Source organism: Roseateles koreensis (assembly GCF_028595305.1).
Classification (GTDB): domain Bacteria; phylum Pseudomonadota; class Gammaproteobacteria; order Burkholderiales; family Burkholderiaceae_C; genus Paucibacter_A; species Paucibacter_A koreensis.
Window position 1 is genome coordinate 66124 of record NZ_JAQQXS010000005.1, and the last position, 15345, is coordinate 81468.

A 15345-nucleotide genomic window follows, 5' to 3' on the forward strand; every position below is an offset into this window, starting at 1 on the left:
CGTCCTTGCCGTCAGTTCAGGTGTATTGTGCACTGCAGCAAAGATTCTCCAAAATTTGCAGTGTGGGCAGCGCAGCGAAAACGGAGTCGACCACGCCGAGGGCGTTCATCCGTCAGTGGTTGATGCCGGGCACCGCCTGCGCCTGTCCATTGGCCATGCGGCAGCGCTGCAAGTCACAGGCGGTGGGCAAGTTGGCGCGGTACTCCACCACCGTTTTGAGTTGCGAGCGGTCTCGCGCACTGCAAAGATCGCCTTTGCCGTTGTCGTAGTAAGACGTGACGTCGACGCAGCGTCGTGAATGTGCGCCCAGGCCGTACAAATGCCCCATCTCGTGGGAGATCGCCATTTGCAGAGTTTCTTGCGCCGGGTAGCTCGGGTTGCGTGTCTTCAGCAACACAAAGCCCGCCGGGCTCAGGGCCAGCCGGCGTTGGCTCAAATTGGCCAGGGCGAAGTTGCCGCGCGTTTCGGCGTCGCTCCACAGCACCTGCACATTGCCTTTGTTGACGGCCATCAGCGCCGGTGACATTACGCCCTGGGCCACCAGGCTGGGCACCCCGCAGCGCGACCACGCCTCGGCCGCCCGTTGCAGGGCCGCCATCACCAACCGGGCGCTGAACCAGGGGGGGGCGCCGCGGTGGTCGTAGACGAAGATGAGTTTTTCCGCCACCGCCGGGTGGTCTGTGCCGTCGCCCCAGGTTTGAATTTCACCGGGCCGGCACTCCGCAATCTCCTGCTCGCGGATTGACGGCCCGGCTTGTTGCTGCGGCTGCGCTGCAGCGGCCAGGGGCAGGCTGAGCATCAAGCCGAGCACCTGGCCCAACACCGCAGACGGCGTGCGCGCAATCATGTCGGCGTGCGGGTTTTGACGGTGCTGCTCAGTTGCACGCCGTAGCGTTCTGACGTCATGTGCGCCAGGATGGAGAGCGCAATCTCCGGTGGCGTGCGGGCGCCGATGTGCAGGCCAACCGGGCCGTGCAGGCGCTGCAACTGGGCCTTGCTCAGGCCGAAGTGTTCGGCGAGCCGGGCCCGGCGCTTGGCTTGATTGACCCGTGAGCCGATGGCGCCCACATAAAAGGCAGAGCTCTTCAAGGCCTCCATCAGGGCAAGGTCGTCCAGCTTGGGGTCGTGGGTCAGGGCGACGATGGCGCTGTGCCCGTCGGGCGCAAAGGCGGTCACGGCGTCATCGGGCATTTCGGCCGTCAAGCGGGCGCCCGGAACCTGCCCGTTCTCGGCATATTCCTCGCGCGGGTCGCAGATCAGCACCTGATAGTCCAGCCCCAGCGCCATGCTGGCGAGGTAATGCGTCATTTGACCGGCGCCAATGATCAGCAGGCGCCACTGCGGGCCGTGGTGGGTGGTGAGGGTCTGCGCCGTCAGGGTCAACAGGTCGGCGTCGGCCTCGGATTCTTGCAGGGTGACGCTGCCATCGCTCAGGTTCAGTACGCGTTTGACACGCGTGCCCCGGTCCAGGCGTGCCAGCAGCGGCTCGATCTGCGACGCGGGCCCCACGGGTTCCAGCATCAACTCTAGCGTGCCACCGCAGGGCAGGCCAAAGCGGCTTGCCTCCTCGGCGCCGACGCCATAGCGAAGCAGTTGGGGCCAGGCCAAGTCCAGGGCGCCTTCGCGTACTTTGGCGATCAAGTCATCTTCGATGCAGCCGCCCGAGACAGAGCCGGCGATCACGCCGTCGTCGCGCACCGCCACCACTGAGCCCACGGGCCGGGGCGCGGAGCCCCAGGTGCGGGTGATGGTGCCCAGCACCACGCGTCGGCCTTGCGCTGCCCACGTGGCGACTTGGCGCAAAATTGTCAGATCCATATTGTCCATGGACAGGGATACTAAACCGTTGATCCCTTTGCCGATGAAACCTGAACCATGAAACCAGACCCACGCCAGCCCCCGCCACCCGCTGCAAGCCCGCGTCAATCGGCGTGGCAGAAATTTCTGGACTGGTATCTGGGCTGGCTTGGGCGGGTGTTCACCGGCAAGTTGTAAGCGTGTGAAGTGCGCGTCCTCGATCTCAACAGGCGAGCTAGCGTCCGGGTTTGACGTGGGCTGGCGCGAAAGGGTCAGGCACTCTACAATCTAACGTTTAGCCTGATTGTGCAAATTTGCCGCTAATCAGGCACCCCTTGCGTATTTTTTGCACCGAGCGGTCTGTCGCCGGTGCATTTGTTTTTTCCGGGCCCATGAGCTTCCATGTCCAGAAATCTCGCCTGCTGCATGTCGACCTTCTGAAGGCGGCAGCGGCGCAGATGATCGTGCTGCATCATCTGTCAGCCTATGGTCCGATCGCGCAAGCGGTCGAGTCTTGGCTGCCGCATTTGATGCAGGCGCTTTATCACTATGGGCGTTTGGCCGTGCAAGTGTTTTTGGTGGTGGGCGGGTTTCTCAGCGCGCGTGCCTTGTCTTCGCGGGGCCAACCCCTGGACGCGTCGGTGCCGACCCTGTTGTGGCGCCGCTACCGCCGACTGGTCTTGCCCTTCATGGCGGCGGTGTTGCTGACGCTGGCGTGCTCTCTGCTGGTCGAGCCCTGGTTGCCCGAGTTGACACCACAGAGCGTGAGTTTTCAGCAGTTGCTGGCGCATGGCCTGTTGCTGCAGGACGTGCTGGGGTTTGAGTCGCTGACGGTGGGCGCGTGGTACGTGGCCATGGATTTGCAATTGTTTGCCACCTTGCTGGCGTTGCTGTGGGTGGCGCGCAGCCTGCTGCCGGCGCGTGGTTTGGGCCAGGGGCGCCGTTTGCTGCGCATATTGATGGCGCCGCTGCTGGTGCTTGCTTTGTGCATGGCCTCGCTGTTTGTCTTCAATCGCGATGCCAGCCTGGACGCTTGGGCGCTTTACTTTTTCGGCGCCTATGGCTTGGGCGCGCTGGTGCATTGGTTTGGGCTGAGCCCGCAGCGTCGCTTGGGCCTGGGTTTGATGACTTGCCTGGTGGTGGCTGCGCTGGCGCTGGAGTTTCGCGAGCGCGCCGCCTTGGCCTTGCTGACGGCGCTGGCGCTGGCTTGGTGGCAGCGGCGCCATGAGCTGGGCTTGCCGGCGCTGCGCCGCGGCGGTGCCTTGGTGGCGCAACTGGGTAATCATTCCTACGCCTTGTTTTTGGTGCACTTTCCAGTCTGCCTGCTGATCAACGCGGTGTTTGCGCATCAAGGCCTGAGCAGCGCCGGCGCCGGTTTGGCATTTCTGCTGGCGGCCTGGGCGCTGAGCAATCTGGCCGCGATGGCCTTTTATCGGTGGGTTGAAGTGCCCAGCGGACGGTTGCGTCTCGTCCATTTGTTGCCGCGTCTGACCACCTCTTGATTGACGGCGCGATCGGCGTCGATGGGCAACGGTTGGTGGTGCGGTGCATATGGTGAGTGTGAATGGGCCGTCACGAACATTCAGTAGAGTAGGGGCCTTCTTGGTCCTGAAGGCTCGGAGGTCGGATGTCCTTGCTGCAATTGACGCCGGAATGGCGGGCTTGGTTGCATGAGAACGTGACGCGCGGCTGTACCGCCGCTTCACTCCATGAGTTGTTGGTCAAAGGCGGTCATTCTCAGGGGGTTGCCCGCGAGGCACTGCGTGAAACATGTGCACTTGGCTGGGAGCGGCTGCAAGCCAGCACTGCGGCGTGGCAGCAGGGCTTGGCCTTGTCGGCGCATGCTGGTGTGGTCCAGGCGCCGGCCGAGACTGCTGCATTTGCCGCTCAGCCCGCCCTGCGCCCCCACGTCAATCAAAACGCCAACCGCCTTCAAGCCAGCGATGGGCAAACCGTGCGCATTGCTGCGGTGTTGGACCAGCCGCAGGTGGTGCTGTTTGAAAACATGCTCAGCGCCGACGAGTGCCTTGCCTTGATGGCCTTGGCGGAGTCGCGCCTGAGCCGCTCCACTGTGGTGGACGAGCAGCAGGGAGAGGCCCGCCAAGACGAGGCACGTAGCAGCGCTGGGGCCTGGTTTCAACGCGGCGAGACGCCCTTGATTGCGCGCATCGAGGCGCGCCTTGCCGAGTTGCTGCACTGGCCGGTGGATCATGGTGAAGGCTTGCAAGTATTGCGTTATGCCATCGGTGGCGAATACCGCGCCCATTACGATTATTTCAATCCAGACTTGCCGGGCAGCCAACGGCATCTACAAACGGGCGGCCAGCGGGTCGGCACTTGTTTGTTATATCTGGATGAAGTGACGGCAGGCGGCGGCACGCGATTTCCAAAAATCGGCTTTGAGGTGCGCCCGAGTCGGGGGGCTGCGCTTTATTTCGCTGACGTCACCGCGGCGGGGCTGGAAGACGCTGACACCTTGCATGCCGGCCTGCCGGTGGTCGAGGGCATCAAGTACATCGCCACCAAATGGCTGCGGCAGCGGCCTTACGGCTGATTCGCAAGGCGTCAATTTAGGGGATCGGCTTGCGGTCCGCAGCGTTCAGGCATGACTTTTGCGTCTCTGTGCGCTGTGTCAGCCCTATCTTTTTCCATGAAATTGCCCCCCGTGAGCTTCCAGTTGGAGCGTGCCGATCAAGCCGATGTTCAGGCTTTGATCGCGGCGCTGGACGCTTATCAATTACAGCTTTATCCCGCTCCGGCGCTTTGCCCCAGGCCGGTAGATGCACTATTGCAGGCGCATGTGCGCTTGGCCGTGGTGCGTGATGCACACCGACGGGCCCTGGCCTGTGGCGCGGTGTGGCTGCATGAAAGCCACGCTGAGTTGGATCGACTGATGGTCTTGCCCGATTGGCGCGGCGGCGGGCTCGGCGCGGCCTTGGTCGAGGTCTTGCAGGCCGAAGCGCTGAAAGCGGGCAGAGATTGCTTGCGGCTGGAAATGGGCGTGCGCCAAACGGCCGCTCAGCGTTTGTATGAGCGGCAGGGTTTTCGTCGGTGCACGCCGTTTGATGCAGGGCGTGGCGGTGTGTTTCGTGTTTATATGGAAAAGCGGTTGTGCCACTGAATGCGCTTTGGCGGCGGGCTCAAATGAAGTTTTTGAAGCTGGGCACAATGTGCGCATGAATGTACCCGCGCACCCTTTGAAAATTCTTAACCATCCGTCCCTATTCGCTCTTGCCGTGGTGCCGATGCAATGAGTTGGCGTGCTGAACTGGCTCTGGCACTCAGCCTGGAGCAGGGCCGCAGCGTTGCCCGGTACCGCCACGACGGGCCTTTGCGCATCCTGAAAACCTTGTACCCCGAGGGCGAAGCGATTTGCCATAACGTGATGGTTCATCCGCCTGGGGGCTTGGTGGGCGGCGACACCCTGGATGTGCAGGTGACCGTGGGGGCGGGCGCGCATGGCTTGGTCACCACACCCGGCGCCACTCGTTTTTATCGCAGCGAAGCCGGCGTGCGTGCGGTTCAGCGGGTGACGGCGCACCTTGATGCGGGCGCCCGGCTGGAATGGTTGCCGCTGGAGGCCATTGCTTACCCGGCCTGCCAAGCCGTCAATGAAGCAAGGTTCTCGCTGGCCCCTGGCGCAGAGATGATGGCCTGGGACATCACGGCCTTGGGTTTGCCGACGGCCGGTGCGCCGTTTGACCGTGGGTGTTTTGAGCAGCACCTGGAAATTGAGGGCGTGTGGCTGGAGCGTGGCCTCATCCGTGCCGAAGACGAGTTGCTGATGAACGGCCAGCTCGGCCTGGCCGGGCGACGTTGTCTGGCCACGCTGACGTTTGCTGCGGGCGCGCCGTTAGAGCGGGAGCGGCAGGAGCGCGCCCTGGACGCGGTGCGCCGCCTGATTGATGCGGCCGGCACCGATCTGGCCGGGCCTGTTTTGGCGGGAGCGAGTGCGGCGCACCCGCAAGTTTTGGTGCTGCGGGCCTTGAGTGATCTGACGGAACCCAGTCTGTTGCTGCTGCGTCAGTGTTGGGCGGCTTGGCGGCATGCTTTGTGGGGTTTGAGTGCGCCGCCGCCGCGTTTGTGGGCGATGTAGCTCCTGGGGGCGGACATGAGGGTATTGCGGCGCTTTCAGGGCCTTGCCGAGTGCAACACCCTGCTTGAATGAGGGGGGTGTGTTTACCCTGAATTGTCATGTCGTCGTACATAAAGGGTCCTATGATGTGTGTTAAAGACGCGCCTTTTTTGCCTCATTGCGAGTTCATGCGGGCGGCGCGTTTTTGATGAACGGGCTTTGTCACGCGAGTGCGGTGCCACCGCAGGGCAAAGGGTTCAAAGATGCCAAGCGGGGTAGTCATGAATGACGAAAACACGAGTGCGGTGGAGACCCGGGAACCCGGCTCCAAGGAAAACGTCGAAAGCGTCGATCAAGGCCGACGTCGGTTGGGTGGCGCCGGAACGGTGGTTTTGCTGACCCTGCCGAGCCGCTCTGTCATGGCTGCCTCCACTTGCACGGCTTCTGAGATTGCCTCCGGCAACTTGTCTCGGGCTGCCCATGCGAATCCCTGCGGCTGCAGCCCGGGGTTTTGGGGGCCGCAAAATCAGAACGGTACGGCGCTGTGGACCAACTCGCCGTCGCTGAACTCGGTCTATTCGAAATCAATGGCATTCAACACGGTGTTTGGGGTGAATTTCTTCAACGGCACCGGCGGGTCTGGCATCCGTCTGGACCAGGTCTTTCCTGGGCAGACCGCGGGCCCTGGGTCAGGGTATGGCAATGCGTTTGGTGTGCCTGACAACACGGCCATGCAGGCTGTGGCAGCGCTGTTGAACGCCAAATTCTATGGTTCGCGCTACCCGGTGGTCGGCTTGCAAACAGCGACTGCAGTGATTGCCGCTTTTCAGGCGGCTTGTGCCAACCTCTCCCCCAAGACCGCCCTTGCCGCCTTTGTCACCCAGGTGGACATCTACGGCCATACGGCCAATTTGTGGTGCAACGGTTCGGCGGAGTGACCGCACCCTTGCATGGCGCACCCACGCCCGCCTGGCATGCGTCTTGAATTGCGGTCTGAGGTGCTGTGGCGGGCCTATCCAGACGGGCTGGTGGTTTATGTGGGTGAAACCTGCGAAACCCATTTATTGCCGCTGGCGTTCGAGGACTTGTTGAAGACCCCGCAAGTGTTCGAGGTGGTGGCGCAGGCCGGCATTCTTGAGCGGCCCGGCCTTGCGCTGGGTGTGCACCCCGGGCCCCGGGTGTCACGTGCCTATGCCGAGGAATTGTCGGGGCTCAAAATTTTCGACCCGCTGTCTTGAGGATCGCCGACCTATCCCTTGAGCAGTTGCGAGCGCGGCTGTCTCACGACGGGCTGTTGCTGCCTTGCGGGCCGTTCTGCATCCGGCTGCGTACGCCGCTGCCCAAGCTCGCAGCAGAGTTTCGCCAGCTGTATGCTGATTTTCCGGTGCTTGAAGCTGACACTTATGTGGACTTCGAGATCGAGGTTCGCAGCCCGAGCCCGCTGCGCCGCTTCTTCCGGGCGCAGGTGATTTTCGACTGCGACGGGCGGATTCCCTTCAAGCCCCTGCCATTTGCACAGGCTTTTCCCATTCTGGAATGGGGGTTGAACTGGGTGATCTACTCCCATGCACACGACTATCTGGTCATGCATGCGGCGGTGGTCGAGCGCGGCGGCCGCTGCCTGATGCTGGCCGCAGACCCGGGCTCGGGCAAAAGCACCTTGTGCGCCGCCTTGGTCTTGCGCGGCTGGCGCTTGCTGTCGGACGAAATGGCCTTGATCTCCCTGAAGGACGGGCTGGCCTATCCCATCGCTCGCCCGGTCAGCTTGAAAAACACCTCCATCGACATCGTGCGTGCGTTGAGTCCGGACACGCATTTCGGCCCGCTCTGTCCCGATACCGCCAAGGGCGCGATTGCCCATATGCGGCCACCCTTGGGCAGTGTCCAGGCCATGGCAATGCCAGCCCGGCCCGCGATGCTGGTGTTTCCCAAGTACCAGGCGGGCGCGGCGCTGCAGTCTTCACCCGAGGGGCAAGCCCATGCGCTGGCGGAGCTGACCCGGCACACCTTCAACTTCGCCGTGCTGGGTGGCCGGGGTTTCAACGCGCTGGGTCGCTTGATCGACCAGGTACACGCGCATCGCATTGCGTATGCTTCCTTCGATCAGGTGATCCCTGAAATCGAACGTCTGTGGACACTCGCCCCTGAGCGCCCCATGAGCACACCATGAGCGCCCCAGTGTTTGCGCATCTGCTGGTTGAAACGCTGCGCGAGCCGGGCCGCGCGGCCACGTATGGCGTTCGCCAGTGGGAGGCGCTGGTGTGGCAAAGCCGGGCGGCGGAGTTGATGGCGCAGCTGTACGCGGCGCTGGCTGCTGCGGGCGTCATGGCGTCGGCGCCCGAGGGGGCCCGGCGGCATCTGGAAGGCGCCGGGGTCATCGCGGCCCGACACGCCTTGGCGGTGAAGGGTGAATTGCGCGCACTGCAAGCGGTGCTTGAGCCCCAGGGTATTCCGGTCTTGCTGCTCAAGGGCGCGGCCTACTGCGCTTTGGGCCACCCGGCGTCCCTGGGCCGGCTGTTCAACGACCTCGACATCATGGTGCCCAAGGCAGCGCTGGCCCGGGCGGAGCAGCAGTTGCAGTGGCAGGGCTGGTTGCCCTTGCACACCAATGCCTACGATGAGCGCTACTACCGGGAGTGGACCCACGAAATTCCGCCGCTGGAGCACAAGCATCGCGGCACGGTGCTGGACGTGCACCACACCATTCTCCCGCCCACCTCGGGCATTCGCCCGGATCCGCAAGACTTCTTCGACGCCGCCCGGCAGATGACGGGGGACTTGTCCTTCTTTGGCGTGCTGGGCCGGGCCGATATGGTGATTCATTCCGCCTGCCATTTGTTCTTCGGAGAGTTCCACAAGGGCTTGCGAGATCTGCACGACTTGCATCTGCTGCTGAGCGATTTTGGCGCTGACGACACGTACTGGCCTGAACTGCTGGCCCGGGCCCGGCATTTGCGTCTGTCGCTGCCTTTGCTGGACGCGTTGACCCAGTGCGGGCGTTTGTATGGCACGCTGATTCCTGCCGAAGTGCTGGCGGCGCTCAAGCCGATCGGGCGCAGCCCGTTTCCGGACGCCTTGCGTCGCTGGATGTTCGAGCATGCGCTGCGGCCCGCGCATGGGTCGGCCTATGGCGCCACCACGCGCCTGGCGCACAAGGCGGTGTTCACGCGCAGCCACTGGTTGCGCATGCCGCTGCCTTTGTTGGTCTATCACCTGTCGTACAAGGCGTTCTTTGCGCCTTGAGGGGCGGGGCTGGGTGGTATTTAGATCGACACCATCTGCCGCACGCCGCGGCTCACCATCTCGGCGCCGGTGCCTTGGGAGATCACGGCGCCGCGCTCCAGCACCAGGTAGTCGTCGGCGAGTTCTTCCGCAAAATCGTAGTACTGCTCGCACAGCAGCACCGCCATGCGTTGCCCGTTCAGGCCGACATCGGCCAATTGGCGGATCACCCTGCCGATGTCCTTGATGATGCTGGGCTGGATGCCTTCGGTGGGCTCGTCGAGAATCAGCAGCTTGGGTTGTGCCGCCAGCGCGCGTGCAATTGCCAGCTGCTGCTGCTGCCCCCCTGAAAGGTCGCCGCCGCGCCGGTTCAGCATTTGCTTGAGCACCGGAAACAGCTCGAACAAGGCAGCGGGAATGGGCGTGCCGGCTGGCTTGCTGGCCAAGCCCATCAGCAGGTTTTCTTCCACCGTCAGGCGGCCGAAGATTTCGCGGCCCTGCGGCACGTAGCCGATGCCCGCACGGGCCCGCTCATAGGGCGTGGCCTTGGTGATGGCATGACCGTTGAATTCGACGGTACCGCTCTTGATGGGGACCAGCCCCATCAACGACTTGAGCAAGGTGGTCTTGCCCACGCCGTTGCGGCCCAGCAGCACGGTGACCCGGCCCGCCGTGGCGCTCACCGAGACGTCGCGCAGGATGTGCGAGCCGCTGTAGTACTGGTGAATGTTTTTCGCAGTTAGCATCTTGTTGACTCTCGGTTCAGCGACCCAGATAGACCTCGATCACCCGCTCGTCCGCCTGCACCTGCGCGAGCGAGCCTTCTGCCAGCACCGAGCCCTCGCACAGCACCGTAACCTTCTCGGCGATGCGGCCGACAAAGCCCATGTCGTGCTCCACCACGATCAGCGTGTGCTTACCCTTGAGGGTCAGAAACAGTTCGGCGGTGCGTTCGGTCTCTTGATCGGTCATGCCGGCCACGGGTTCGTCCAGCAGCAGCAGCTTGGGGTCCTGGATCAGCAGCATGCCAATCTCCAGCCACTGCTTCTGGCCGTGGCTCAGCAGACCTGCGGGCCGTTGGCGTTCTTCACTCAGCTGAATCAGGGTCAGCACCTCGGCCAAGCGGTCGTGCTGCTCGCCGCTCAGGCGGTGCCATAGCGCAGCGGCCACGCCGCGCGGGCCGCTGAGTGCCAACTCCAGGTTCTCGAACACAGTGAGTGGCTCAAACACCGTGGGTTTTTGGAACTTGCGCCCCAGGCCCATGGCGGCAATCTCCGCCTCGTTATGGCGCAGCAGATCAATGGTGCTGCCGAAAAATACCTGGCCCGAGTCGGGTCGCGTCTTGCCTGTCACGATGTCCATCATCGTGGTTTTGCCCGCGCCGTTGGGGCCGATGATGCAGCGCAATTCACCCGGCGCAATGTCCAGCGAAAGCTTGTTGATGGCGCGGAATCCGTCGAAGGACACGCACACATCCTCCAGGTACAAGATGCGGCCATGCGTCACGTCCAGCGTGCCGGGTTCATGCACACGTGCGTACCCGGCGCGGCGGTCGCCTGACTCTTGCTGGGGCGCGGGCGCCCGGGTTTTTTCTAGGCGCTCGTGGCCTTGCTCCATCAGCTCGGGCGTCATGCTTGGGGCTTTCTGGAAAAAATCTTTTGAAACAGGCCGGCCAATCCCTGCGGCAGGAACAAGGTGACCGCAATGAACAAGGCACCGAGGAAGTAAAGCCATACCTCAGGGGCGCTCACGGTGAGCCAGCTTTTGGCGCCGTTGACCGCAAAGGCGCCGGCAATCGGGCCGATCAGCGAGCCGCGCCCGCCCACCGCCGCCCAAACGGCGATTTCGATCGAATTGGCGGCACTCATTTCACTGGGATTGATGATGCCCACCTGCGGCACATACAGCGCACCGGCCACGCCGCACATCACGGCTGAAAGCGTCCAGATCGCCAGCTTGTAGGGCAGCGGCGAGTAGCCGCAGAACATCAGTCGGGATTCGGCGTCACGCACCGCTTGTAGCACCCGGCCGAACTTCGAGCGCGTGACCCACACGGCGAGCAGGTAGAAGCCCAGCAGTGTCAGCCCGGTCAGCACGAACAGCGTCATGCGCATGGCGGGGGTGGCGATGGCGACGCCCAGAATGCGCTTGAAATCGGTGAAGCCGTTGTTGCCGCCGAAGCCCGTTTCATTGCGGAAGAACAGCAGCATCGCGGCGTAGGTCAACGCCTGCGTGATGATGGAGAAGTACACCCCTTTGATGCGCGAGCGAAAGGCAAAGTAGCCAAACACCCAGGCCACCGCGCCGGGCACCAGCACCACCAGCGCCAAGGTGGCGGCAAAGCTGTCGCTCAGGCGCCAGAACCAGGGCAGGGCCTTCCAGTCGAGAAACACCATGAAGTCGGGCAGGGCGCTCTGGTATTGGCCATCCGTGCCGATCTGGCGCATCAGGTACATGCCCATGACGTAGCCGCCCAGCGCAAAAAACAGCCCGTGGCCCAGAGACAAGATGCCGGCAAAGCCCCAGATCAAATCCATGGCCAGGGCGCAGATCGCGTAGCACATGATCTTGGCCGTTAGTGCCACGCCGTAGTCGCCCAGATGCAGGACGTTGTCGGCGGGCACCAGCAGGTTCAAGACCGGGACCAGTGCGCAAACCACCAGGGCGGCGACGATAAAGGCCGTCCATCCCCGTGGGGTCAGCCAGGCCGCAGCGGCCTGGGGGGCGCCGCGGGTGTTGTATTCAAGCGTGCTGTTGTTGTTCATGATTCTGCCGAGCGCCCCTTCATGGCGAAGATGCCTTGCGGGCGCTTCTGGATGAAGACGATGATGAAGAGAAGCACTGCGATCTTGGCCAGTACCGCGCCGACCACGCCTTCGAGCAATTTGTTCACCAGGCCCAGGCCCAGCGCGGCGTAGACCGATCCGGCGAGTTGGCCCACGCCACCCACCACCACCACGAGGAAGGCATCCACGATGTAGTTCTGTCCCAGGTCTGGGCCCACATTGCCCACCTGGCTCAAGGCGCAACCGGCCAGGCCGGCAATGCCTGAGCCCAGGGCGAAGGCATAGGTGTCGATGCGCGCGGTGTTGACGCCCATGCAAGCCGCCATGCGGCGGTTTTGCGTCACCCCGCGCACGAACAGGCCCAGCCGTGTGCGTTGGATCATCAAGGCCACGCCCGCCAGCACCAGGGCTGCGAACAAGATGATGTAGAGCCGGTTGAAGGGCAGGCTGAGGTTGGACAGTAGGGGCAGGCCGCCGCTCATCCAGGCGGGGTTTTCAACGCCCACGTTCTGCGCGCCGAAGAGGCTGCGCACGGTCTGCATCAGTACCAGGCTGATGCCCCAGGTGGCGAGCAGTGTTTCCAGTGGGCGGCCATACAGCCAGCGCAGCACCAGGCGCTCCATCAGCGCACCGGCCCCGGCCGCAGCGGAAAACGCGAGTGGCAGGGCCGCCAGCAAGTAATAGTCAAACGCAGCGGCAGGCAGGTACTTGCGAAAGCCCAACTGCACCAGCCAGGTGGCGTAGGCACCGATCATCATCAGCTCGCCGTGCGCCATATTGATCACGCCCATCAACCCATAGGTGATGGCCAGGCCCAGGGCCACCAGCAACAAGATGCTGCCCAGGCTCAGCCCCGTGAACAAGGCACCCAGGCGCTCACCCCAGGCGAGACCTTCACGCACCTTGTGGAGGGCGGCTGCCAGCGCGCCTTTGACGGTGGCGTCGGGCTCGATGGCGATGCGCTCATTCAGCAGCAACTCGATGGCGGGGCTTTGAGCCAGCGCCAAGTCGTGGGCCGCTTGGATGCGGTTGCCGGCGTTTTCGCTGCTCAGCAAGGCGGCGGCGCGGGCCAACTGCATGGCGTCGCGCAAGGGGGCCTCGGTTTCTTGGGCCAAGGCTTTGTCCAGCAGCGCCAGGCGGGCTTCGCTGGGCGCTTTGGCCAGCGCTTGTGCGGCGGCCAAGCGCTCTTCGGCCCGCGGGCTGAATAGCTTGAGCGCGGCCAGCGCCGTGTCCAGTTCGCCGCGCAGGCGGTTGTTGAGCATGACCTCTTCGGCCTCGGCCGGGAGCGCTGCGGTCTGTCCGGTCACCGCGTTATGGGCTTGGGCGCCGTCGACAATCCAAACCTGTCCGCCGCTGACGCGCACCGCGTCCTCGTTCAGGGCTTTCAACAAGGTGACCGTGGGCGCATCAGCGCTGAGTACGGCTTGATTGAGTGCCGCAATGCGCGCGTCGGGCTCACCTTGCACGAGAGCCAAGGCTTGCGCATTGTCGAGCGCGTGGGCGCTGACGCTGGCCAGCAGCAGCGGGAACAAAACGCTGAGGAGTCGGGGCATGGGGTACTCAGTCGGTCAGGGTCAATCGTCGGCCCGCCATGCCCTGGGTTCGGGCGTGGCGGTGCCGACGCGGCGCCGAGCTCAGCTCAGCGCGCCAGCTGCATTTACTTCTTGGCCGGCTCGTCAGGCTTCTTGTCGTTGCCTTCGATGTAGGGGCTCCAGGGCTTGGCCTTGACCGGGGCGGGTGTCTTCCAGACCACGTTGAACTGGCCGTCTGCCTTGATCTCGCCGATGAACACCGACTTGTGCAGGTGGTGATTCTTCTCGTCCATCTTGGAGGTGATGCCAGAGGGCGCGGTGAAGGTCTGGCCGGCCATGGCGGCGATCACCTTGTCTACATCTGTGCTCTTGGCTTTTTCAACCGCCTGCTTCCACATGTGGATGCCGATGTAGGTGGCTTCCATCGGGTCGTTGGTGAGCGGCTTGTCCTTGTGGCCGGCAATGCCCTTGGCCTTGGCGTAGTCGCTCCACTCCTTGATGAAGGCGGTGTTGGTTGGGTTCTTCAGAGACATGAAGTAGTTCCAAGCGGCCAAATGGCCCACCAGCGGCTTGGTGTCCACACCGCGCAGCTCTTCTTCACCCACCGAGAAGGCCACCACCGGCACGTCCTTGGCCTTCAGGCCGGCGTTGCCCAGCTCCTTGTAGAAGGGCACATTGGAGTCGCCGTTGATGGTGGAGACCACGGCGGTCTTGCCACCGGCCGAGAACTTCTTGATGTCGGCCACGATGGTCTGGTAATCGCTGTGCCCAAACGGGGTGTACTTCTCGTCAATGTCGGTGTCCTTCACGCCCTTGCTGTGCAGGTAGGCGCGCAGGATTTTGTTGGTGGTGCGGGGGTAGACGTAGTCGGTGCCCAGCAGCACCCAACGTTTGGCGCCGCCACCGTCCTTGCTCATCAAATAATCAACAGCAGGGATGGCCTGCTGGTTGGGCGCAGCGCCGGTGTAGAAGACGTTCTTGCTGAGCTCTTCACCTTCGTACTGCACGGGGTAGAACAGCAGGCCGTTGAGCTCTTCCACCACCGGCAGCACCGACTTGCGCGACACCGAAGTCCAACAGCCAAAGATCACGGCCACCTTGTCTTGCGTCAGCAACTGCTTGGTCTTTTCGGCGAACAGCGGCCAGTTGGAGGCCGGGTCCACCACCACGGGTTCGAGCTTCTTGCCGAGCACGCCGCCCTTGGCGTTGATCTCGTCAATGGTCATCAGCACGGTGTCTTTCAACACCGTTTCAGAAATGGCCATGGTGCCCGAGAGGCTGTGCAGCACGCCCACCTTGATGGTGTCGGCGGCCTGCGCGGTCCCAAGACCCAAAGTACCAATGCCGGCGATGGCCGTGGCGGCGGCCAGGGTCTTGAGTGTGAAACGACGGTTTTGCATGATCAGCTGCGCTCCTGGTTGAACTGGAAAAGGCAAGCTCATGCTAGGGGTGAGGTGCCGCGTGGGATATACGGCGGATGGCGTACACGGGCGTTCGTGGGCGTTGCCAGAGAGACAGCAGAGAGACAGCAGAAAGACAGGCCTGCTCACATTTTTTTACGAACAATAAAAGCTGGCACGGAAGCTGCAAAGGTAAAGTATCTTCAGTTGTCTCCTCCACCGCCCCTGGGTGGAATTCAGCCCCAGGCCCTCAAAGCCTGGGGCTTTTTTTGCGTCCAATGCTGCCCTCCCTGCCTATCAGAAACCTATCGGGCACTTATCCGGCGCATCGCCCGGGCTTGTGGGTCGGCAAGCAGACGGCCGTTGGGTGGCTACTGCAGCATCGACTGGCTCGCCGTGGTGCAAGCGTGCACCGTATGGCGGCGCGGTTTTGGTGCATCTGCGAAGAATTCCAAGGTGATGCCCGCTGCGGCACCTTGTTTGTCGCGCCTGCGTTTGCCTTGCATCAAGGCGCGTTGCTCGCAAGAATGTCA

15 protein-coding genes are annotated in these 15345 nt (G+C 63.2%); 8 read left to right on the forward strand and 7 right to left on the reverse strand.

Features of this window, described 5'->3' with window-relative positions; genetic code table 11:
* Positions 1-112 precede the first annotated feature (112 nt).
* A complete protein-coding gene (locus PRZ01_RS06630) occupies positions 113-847 on the reverse strand; it encodes a zinc metalloprotease (protein WP_273595985.1) in 735 nt (244 codons plus the stop codon).
* The gene (locus tag PRZ01_RS06635; RefSeq protein WP_273595986.1) at positions 844-1818 is read right to left on the reverse strand and encodes an XdhC family protein; all 975 of its coding nucleotides are present in this window, start codon (positions 1816-1818) and stop codon (positions 844-846) included. Before PRZ01_RS06635 ends, PRZ01_RS06630 begins: the two co-directional genes overlap by 4 nt.
* A gap of 371 nt (positions 1819-2189) precedes the next feature.
* On the opposite strand from PRZ01_RS06635, the gene PRZ01_RS06640 reads away from it, so the two are divergent.
* The 8 genes from PRZ01_RS06640 to PRZ01_RS06675 all read left to right on the forward strand — a co-directional run bounded on the left by PRZ01_RS06640 (position 2190) and on the right by PRZ01_RS06675 (position 9115).
* Positions 2190-3299: an acyltransferase family protein gene (locus PRZ01_RS06640; RefSeq protein ID WP_273595987.1), complete on the forward strand. Its 1110-nt coding sequence runs from the start codon at positions 2190-2192 to the stop codon at positions 3297-3299.
* 125 nt (positions 3300-3424) lie between these two features.
* A complete protein-coding gene (locus PRZ01_RS06645; RefSeq protein ID WP_273595988.1) occupies positions 3425-4351 on the forward strand; it encodes a 2OG-Fe(II) oxygenase in 927 nt (308 codons plus the stop codon).
* 96 nt (positions 4352-4447) lie between these two features.
* The gene (locus PRZ01_RS06650) at positions 4448-4918 is read left to right on the forward strand and encodes a GNAT family N-acetyltransferase (protein ID WP_273595989.1); all 471 of its coding nucleotides are present in this window, start codon (positions 4448-4450) and stop codon (positions 4916-4918) included.
* Positions 4919-5047: 129 nt separating this feature from the next.
* Positions 5048-5893: an urease accessory protein UreD gene (locus PRZ01_RS06655; protein WP_273595990.1), complete on the forward strand. Its 846-nt coding sequence runs from the start codon at positions 5048-5050 to the stop codon at positions 5891-5893.
* A 260-nt stretch (positions 5894-6153) separates the two neighbouring features.
* The gene (locus tag PRZ01_RS06660; RefSeq protein WP_273595991.1) at positions 6154-6810 is read left to right on the forward strand and encodes a hypothetical protein; all 657 of its coding nucleotides are present in this window, start codon (positions 6154-6156) and stop codon (positions 6808-6810) included.
* 36 nt (positions 6811-6846) lie between these two features.
* Positions 6847-7110 (forward strand): hypothetical protein, encoded by a 264-nt coding sequence (locus tag PRZ01_RS06665; RefSeq protein ID WP_273595992.1) that lies wholly within the window; start codon positions 6847-6849, stop codon positions 7108-7110.
* The gene (locus tag PRZ01_RS06670) at positions 7107-8042 is read left to right on the forward strand and encodes an HprK-related kinase A (protein ID WP_273595993.1); all 936 of its coding nucleotides are present in this window, start codon (positions 7107-7109) and stop codon (positions 8040-8042) included. Before PRZ01_RS06665 ends, PRZ01_RS06670 begins: the two co-directional genes overlap by 4 nt.
* Positions 8039-9115: a nucleotidyltransferase domain-containing protein gene (locus PRZ01_RS06675; RefSeq protein ID WP_273595994.1), complete on the forward strand. Its 1077-nt coding sequence runs from the start codon at positions 8039-8041 to the stop codon at positions 9113-9115. The genes PRZ01_RS06670 and PRZ01_RS06675 overlap by 4 nt, the downstream gene beginning before the upstream one ends.
* Positions 9116-9135: 20 nt before the next feature.
* Here the strand turns inward: PRZ01_RS06675 and urtE are convergent, their stop codons facing one another.
* The 5 genes from urtE to urtA all read right to left on the reverse strand — a co-directional run bounded on the left by urtE (position 9136) and on the right by urtA (position 14812).
* Complete coding sequence (gene urtE / locus PRZ01_RS06680) at positions 9136-9840, reverse strand: urea ABC transporter ATP-binding subunit UrtE (RefSeq protein WP_273595995.1); 705 nt, start codon at positions 9838-9840, stop codon at positions 9136-9138.
* A 16-nt stretch (positions 9841-9856) separates the two neighbouring features.
* On the reverse strand, positions 9857-10726 hold the full coding sequence (gene urtD, locus PRZ01_RS06685; RefSeq protein WP_273595996.1) for an urea ABC transporter ATP-binding protein UrtD: 870 nt from the start codon (positions 10724-10726) through the stop codon (positions 9857-9859).
* Positions 10723-11859 carry an urea ABC transporter permease subunit UrtC gene (gene urtC / locus PRZ01_RS06690; RefSeq protein WP_273595997.1) on the reverse strand — a complete coding sequence of 379 codons (1137 nt, stop codon included), beginning with the start codon at positions 11857-11859 and terminating at the stop codon, positions 10723-10725. The genes urtD and urtC overlap by 4 nt, the downstream gene beginning before the upstream one ends.
* Positions 11856-13433 carry an urea ABC transporter permease subunit UrtB gene (gene urtB / locus PRZ01_RS06695; RefSeq protein WP_273595998.1) on the reverse strand — a complete coding sequence of 526 codons (1578 nt, stop codon included), beginning with the start codon at positions 13431-13433 and terminating at the stop codon, positions 11856-11858. Before urtB ends, urtC begins: the two co-directional genes overlap by 4 nt.
* Positions 13434-13537: 104 nt before the next feature.
* Positions 13538-14812, reverse strand: a complete 1275-nt coding sequence (urtA, locus tag PRZ01_RS06700) for an urea ABC transporter substrate-binding protein (RefSeq protein WP_273595999.1) — start codon at positions 14810-14812, stop codon at positions 13538-13540.
* Positions 14813-15345: the final 533 nt, after the last annotated feature.

Coding starts and splice junctions, on each gene's coding strand:
- PRZ01_RS06630 (WP_273595985.1), bottom strand. CDS start 847: ATGATTGCGCGCACGCCGTCTGCGGTGTTGGGCCAGGTGCTCGGCTTG.
- PRZ01_RS06635 (WP_273595986.1), bottom strand. CDS start 1,818: ATGGATCTGACAATTTTGCGCCAAGTCGCCACGTGGGCAGCGCAAGGC.
- PRZ01_RS06640 (WP_273595987.1), top strand. CDS start 2,190: ATGAGCTTCCATGTCCAGAAATCTCGCCTGCTGCATGTCGACCTTCTG.
- PRZ01_RS06645 (WP_273595988.1), top strand. CDS start 3,425: ATGTCCTTGCTGCAATTGACGCCGGAATGGCGGGCTTGGTTGCATGAG.
- PRZ01_RS06650 (WP_273595989.1), top strand. CDS start 4,448: ATGAAATTGCCCCCCGTGAGCTTCCAGTTGGAGCGTGCCGATCAAGCC.
- PRZ01_RS06655 (WP_273595990.1), top strand. CDS start 5,048: ATGAGTTGGCGTGCTGAACTGGCTCTGGCACTCAGCCTGGAGCAGGGC.
- PRZ01_RS06660 (WP_273595991.1), top strand. CDS start 6,154: ATGAATGACGAAAACACGAGTGCGGTGGAGACCCGGGAACCCGGCTCC.
- PRZ01_RS06665 (WP_273595992.1), top strand. CDS start 6,847: ATGCGTCTTGAATTGCGGTCTGAGGTGCTGTGGCGGGCCTATCCAGAC.
- PRZ01_RS06675 (WP_273595994.1), top strand. CDS start 8,039: ATGAGCGCCCCAGTGTTTGCGCATCTGCTGGTTGAAACGCTGCGCGAG.
- urtE (WP_273595995.1), bottom strand. CDS start 9,840: ATGCTAACTGCGAAAAACATTCACCAGTACTACAGCGGCTCGCACATC.
- urtD (WP_273595996.1), bottom strand. CDS start 10,726: ATGACGCCCGAGCTGATGGAGCAAGGCCACGAGCGCCTAGAAAAAACC.
- urtC (WP_273595997.1), bottom strand. CDS start 11,859: ATGAACAACAACAGCACGCTTGAATACAACACCCGCGGCGCCCCCCAG.
- urtB (WP_273595998.1), bottom strand. CDS start 13,433: ATGCCCCGACTCCTCAGCGTTTTGTTCCCGCTGCTGCTGGCCAGCGTC.
- urtA (WP_273595999.1), bottom strand. CDS start 14,812: ATGCAAAACCGTCGTTTCACACTCAAGACCCTGGCCGCCGCCACGGCC.